The organism is Kitasatospora sp. NPDC054768 (assembly GCF_053612025.1).
Genome location: NZ_JBSHBN010000307.1, coordinates 1 through 4,092, shown reverse-complemented (window position 1 = coordinate 4,092; position 4,092 = coordinate 1). Strand labels below are relative to the sequence as shown.

General features: G+C 73.4%; 3 protein-coding genes and 2 pseudogenes. 2 read left to right on the top strand and 3 right to left on the bottom strand.

Features of this window, described 5'->3' with window-relative positions:
• Positions 1 to 320 precede the first annotated feature (320 nt).
• Positions 321 to 1,268 (bottom strand): hypothetical protein, encoded by a 948-nt coding sequence (locus ACWGKU_RS40640; protein WP_331768616.1) that lies wholly within the window; start codon positions 1,266 to 1,268, stop codon positions 321 to 323.
• Between the two features lie 752 nt (positions 1,269 to 2,020).
• On the bottom strand, positions 2,021 to 2,200 hold the full coding sequence (locus ACWGKU_RS40635; protein WP_331768615.1) for a hypothetical protein: 180 nt from the start codon (positions 2,198 to 2,200) through the stop codon (positions 2,021 to 2,023).
• 389 nt (positions 2,201 to 2,589) lie between these two features.
• Here ACWGKU_RS40635 and ACWGKU_RS40630 point away from each other — a divergent pair.
• Positions 2,590 to 2,850, top strand: a pseudogene (locus ACWGKU_RS40630) (HD domain-containing protein); the annotation flags it as partial.
• Here ACWGKU_RS40630 and ACWGKU_RS40625 read toward each other — a convergent pair.
• Positions 2,842 to 3,198 (bottom strand): annotated as a pseudogene (locus tag ACWGKU_RS40625) (nucleotide sugar dehydrogenase); the annotation flags it as partial. The pseudogenes ACWGKU_RS40630 and ACWGKU_RS40625 overlap by 9 nt on opposite strands.
• A gap of 30 nt (positions 3,199 to 3,228) precedes the next feature.
• On the opposite strand from ACWGKU_RS40625, the gene ACWGKU_RS40620 reads away from it, so the two are divergent.
• Entirely contained in the window at positions 3,229 to 4,002 is a 774-nt protein-coding gene (locus ACWGKU_RS40620) for a glycosyltransferase family 2 protein (RefSeq protein WP_331768614.1), read from the top strand.
• Positions 4,003 to 4,092: the final 90 nt, after the last annotated feature.

Here is a 4,092-nt window from a genome sequence, read left to right as displayed (position 1 = left end):
GCACGAGCTCCTGGCCGGAGACCGCTGTGTCGCTGACCTGCCGCTCGTACCCGCTGTGGACACGTCCTGACCAGCTACCGCAGCTCGGACACTCTGCCTCCGGTGCCCGACCCCGGGCGTGCACCCGCACCGACCGGCCAACCGGCCTGATCAAGTCCACGCTCAGCAGCGCGAACGGGGGGAACAAGGCGGCCAGAAGATCAGCGACAGACACCCATCATGATCGACAACTTTCAAGATCCACGGGCGGCTTTCACGGAACTCGCGCCAGAGCCAGATCCCACTGTCCCTTGACAGTCGTTTCCCTCCCGAGAACGGGGTCAGGGTGCGGGTGGCCGCTTGCCCGATGCTTCGGCGGCGCGGTGGCACAACTCGACGAGGGAGCCGAGGAGTCGGCCGCCGTACGCGCGGGCGGCGGCGCAGGGGTCCGAGCCGGTTTCGGTGGCCTGGCCGCCGAACGGCCGCACGGCGTCGGGAGCGGGCCGCGGCCGGGGACCGCCGGCCGGGAGGCCCGGCCGCCGCCCCGGGCCCGGCAGCGGTGTGCGCCCCGCCCGGGGCCCGCCTCCGTCCGGGTCTGCGGCCGGGTCCTGCTGTTCGCCCGCGGGCCCGGCGTCCGGCGCGGGGACGGGCTCCGCGCCCGCGGGATCCGGCGGGGGCGGCGGCACGGGGCCCGGCGCCAGGGAGGCCGACGGGGCGGAGCGCTCCAGGGCTCCCAGGACGGCGGGGGCGACCGGCTGGTCGTCGGGTACCGGCCGCGGGCCCGTCCCGAGGTAGGCCCGCGGGCCGGCGTCCGCCGCCCCCGAGAGCAGTGCCGTCGCCAGGACGACCGCCACGACGGTGCCGCGTCCGAACGCCCGGGCCGGGGACGGGCAACCGGGCGGGCGCCGGGCGACGGGGACCGCCGAGGGGGCGGACGCCGCCGACTCCACCCGACGACGGCAGACCTCCGCGTTGCGCGACGCCGCCCACTGCTCCGGCGCGCCCAGGCCGGCCCACGCCGTGGCGGCCACGGTGAACAGTTCGGCCGCCCGCCGGGGGTCGCCGCCGACCGCCGCGACGTACGCGCGCACCTCCTGCGCGCGCAGCGCCTCGGGATGCAGGGCACCGCGCTCCAGGGCGACGTGTTGGTGGAGCTCCTCGGCCAGGCGGGCCGCGAGGACCGTGTCCCCGGCTTCCATGGCGCCCCGGATCAGGGCCACCCGGGGGGCGTAGGCGGTCGGCAGCGTCTCGCCGGCCGTCCTCGACGACGTGTCGGCCGTATCGGTCATGGGCCCCTCGCAGGTGGTCGCTCCGAACGGTGGATCACGTCACGTATACCGGTCGCAGCCGCCCGGGCCGGTCCGCGGTCATCCCATCGGGTGAACCGTCCCCGACCGGTCCGGGGAACTCCTCCGTCGTTCTGGCCGTGCCGGTCGGCCGCCCGTCGGCCCGGCCATCGGTCGGGCGCACGCGTGGCGTCGCCGCGCGGAAATCGCCGCTTCGAGTGACAGGCCGACAACGGGAGCGGACGTCCGACGAGCGCTACGTCCTCCCGAGACGGTTCCATCAGACGGAAGGCGTGCTTGCCTCCCCCCTGGAGGGCAACCCGCCGCGAAGGCCTCCCACCACGAGGATCCCGCCCCCGCAGCACGCTCCGTGCCGACGTGCTGTGGAGTTCCCCGGCCCGGTCGGGTGGCCGCGGCCGTCCGTCTTCGCAGCCGGAGGCCTGATCCCCGATCAGGAGCTCGGCCGGTGGCGAGGGCTTCGGCGAGGTCGGCGCACTGCCCGGAGCCGTCAGGCCGGCGTCGCCCGAGGATCTCCCGAAGGCACTCCGCCCAGGTGCCGTGGGCGGCGCTGCTCGGCGCCCATGGTGTTCAGCAGGCGTACCCCGGGGTCCGTGCGCAGCTGCGGGACGGGTCTCCGGCACATGTCGCAGGTGGTTCTCCGGTGGCGGGCAGCCCGGGGTGCTCCACGGCGCCTACAGGCGGATCCCCTTGCCCTGGAAGCGCGCCCGGGCGCTGACGGGCCACCGCTGGGGCGGTTAGGGTTCGGCGAGGCGGGCGGCGGACTGCCGGAGCACGGCGCGGTCGGTGGCCGCGGGGGTGGGTGCGGCGGCGAGGCGTTGGAGTAGACGGCCGGCCGGGTCCACACCGGCACGGGCGGCAAGGACGGCGAGGGCGTCCTCGACGGCACCGCCGGCCTGGCCCGCCAGGTGGGTCACTGGCCTGGCCCTGCCGGGATTCCGGTGGAAAACGCCGTGTTCGCGGAGGATCCGGTCCGGTCGGGTGACGCGGCTGGAAGCCTCGGACGACGTACCGAACTTCCACGGACGGTCGCCCGCTGACCTGGCATGTGGATTGGGGTGGCACCTGCCTGCCTGATTCGGCGGGATCCCCCTTCCGTGGGCTCTCAGCGCAGCGGGCTGTCACCCGCGTGGGTTGCGCAGAAGTCCTGGGCCCTGCAGGACGAGTCCTGCGGCGTCAACCGGCTCGCGACACCGGTCATGACCCTCGTACCAGGTCACCTGGCCTTGGGCGATGGACCTGAGCCTCGCGTACCGGACCGCCGAATCGCTGCTCGCGGACACCCCTCCCACTCTGGGCGCACTCCTGCCGCGTCTTCGAGCAGGCCCGGGTCCTCGCCCCGGTGCTCGGGACCGACGGGAAGGTGATGCGCGTCGCCGCAATCCTCCACGATGTCGGGTACTCGCCCTCGGCGGTCGACACCGGCCAGCACATGATCGACGGCGCCCGGTACCTGCGCCGGATCGGCGTCGATGCCCAGGTCTGCTCGCTCGTCGCCTACCACTCCTCCTCGGAGTGGGAAGCAGCCCATGGCGAGCAGCGCCGGGCGGGCCGCGGCGGTCGGTGACTCCAGGGCCACCGTCGCGCCAGGGCGAAGGGACTCGCCCAGCATCCAGGCGCAGGACTCGACATAGGACAGGTCGGGTACACCGTCCCGCAGAGGAGTTGGCACGGTGATCACCGCGATGTCGAAGCCGGCCAACGCGCAGGCGTCGTCGGTCGCGGAATAGGCCCCGGAGTCCAGCACCGCGCGCAGCCGTGAGGAGGCCACGTCCTCCACGTAGGACTCACTGGCGGTGAGCTGCTTGATACGGTGCTGGTCCACGTCGTAGCCGACGACACGGTGGCCCACCTCGGCGGCGCGCACGGCGAGTGGCAGCCCCACGTAGCCCTGACCGGCGACAACAACATCCATGACGACTCCAACCCGGGTGAGGAGCACGCCGTGCCGCTGGTTTCTGTGGTGATGCCGGTGCACAACTCGGCCGCCACTCTCGGCGCGTCGGTGCGCTCCGTGCTCGCGCAGACCCACGCAGACGTGGAGCTGCTGGTCACCGACGACTCGTCCACCGACGGCTCCATGGACCTGCTGCGGGACCTGGCCCGCCGGGACGAGCGGGTGCGCCCGCAGGCGGCGCCCGAGCAGGGCGGCGCGGCCAAGGCCCGCAACCTCGCCCTGGAACGGGCGCGGGGGAAGTACCTGGCGTTCCTGGACAGCGACGACATGTGGCTGCCCGGCAAGGTGGAGCGGCAGCTCGCATTCGCCGCCGGGGGCGATGCTCCACTGACGTTCACCTCCTATTACAAGGTCGCTGGCGACCACACGGGCGAGGCCGCCGACTTCGTCCCGAACGGTCGGGTGGTCGTGGCACGGGAGCGGGTGACGTACCGCGACATGCTGGTGCAGGACCACATCGGGACCCTGACCGCCATGTACGACCGGACGGTGCTGGGCACGCGGCTGATGCCGGACATGCCGAAGCGGCAGGACTACGCTCTATGGCTGTCGATCATGAGGGACGGGCACGCCGCCCGCGGCCTGAAGGAACCGCTGGCGGTCTACAGGGCCGGCCGGGTGGGGTCGCTGTCCTCGAACAAGCTGGCGCTGCTGGAGCACAACTGGCGGCTGTACCGGGAGCACGAGCACCTGTCGGTCCCGCGGTCGACGTTGGCGCTGTCCGGGGCGGTGTGGCACTCGGTGCGGAAGGCGCGGATCTAGTACTGCAACGGTGCTTACTGTGGCGAGGCTTCAGCTCTTGGGCTGTGGCCTCGTCGTTTGTAGTGGCTGGTCCGGGCCTGGTGTTGGCGT

Coding starts and splice junctions, on each gene's coding strand:
- ACWGKU_RS40640 (WP_331768616.1), bottom strand. CDS start 1,268: ATGACCGATACGGCCGACACGTCGTCGAGGACGGCCGGCGAGACGCTG.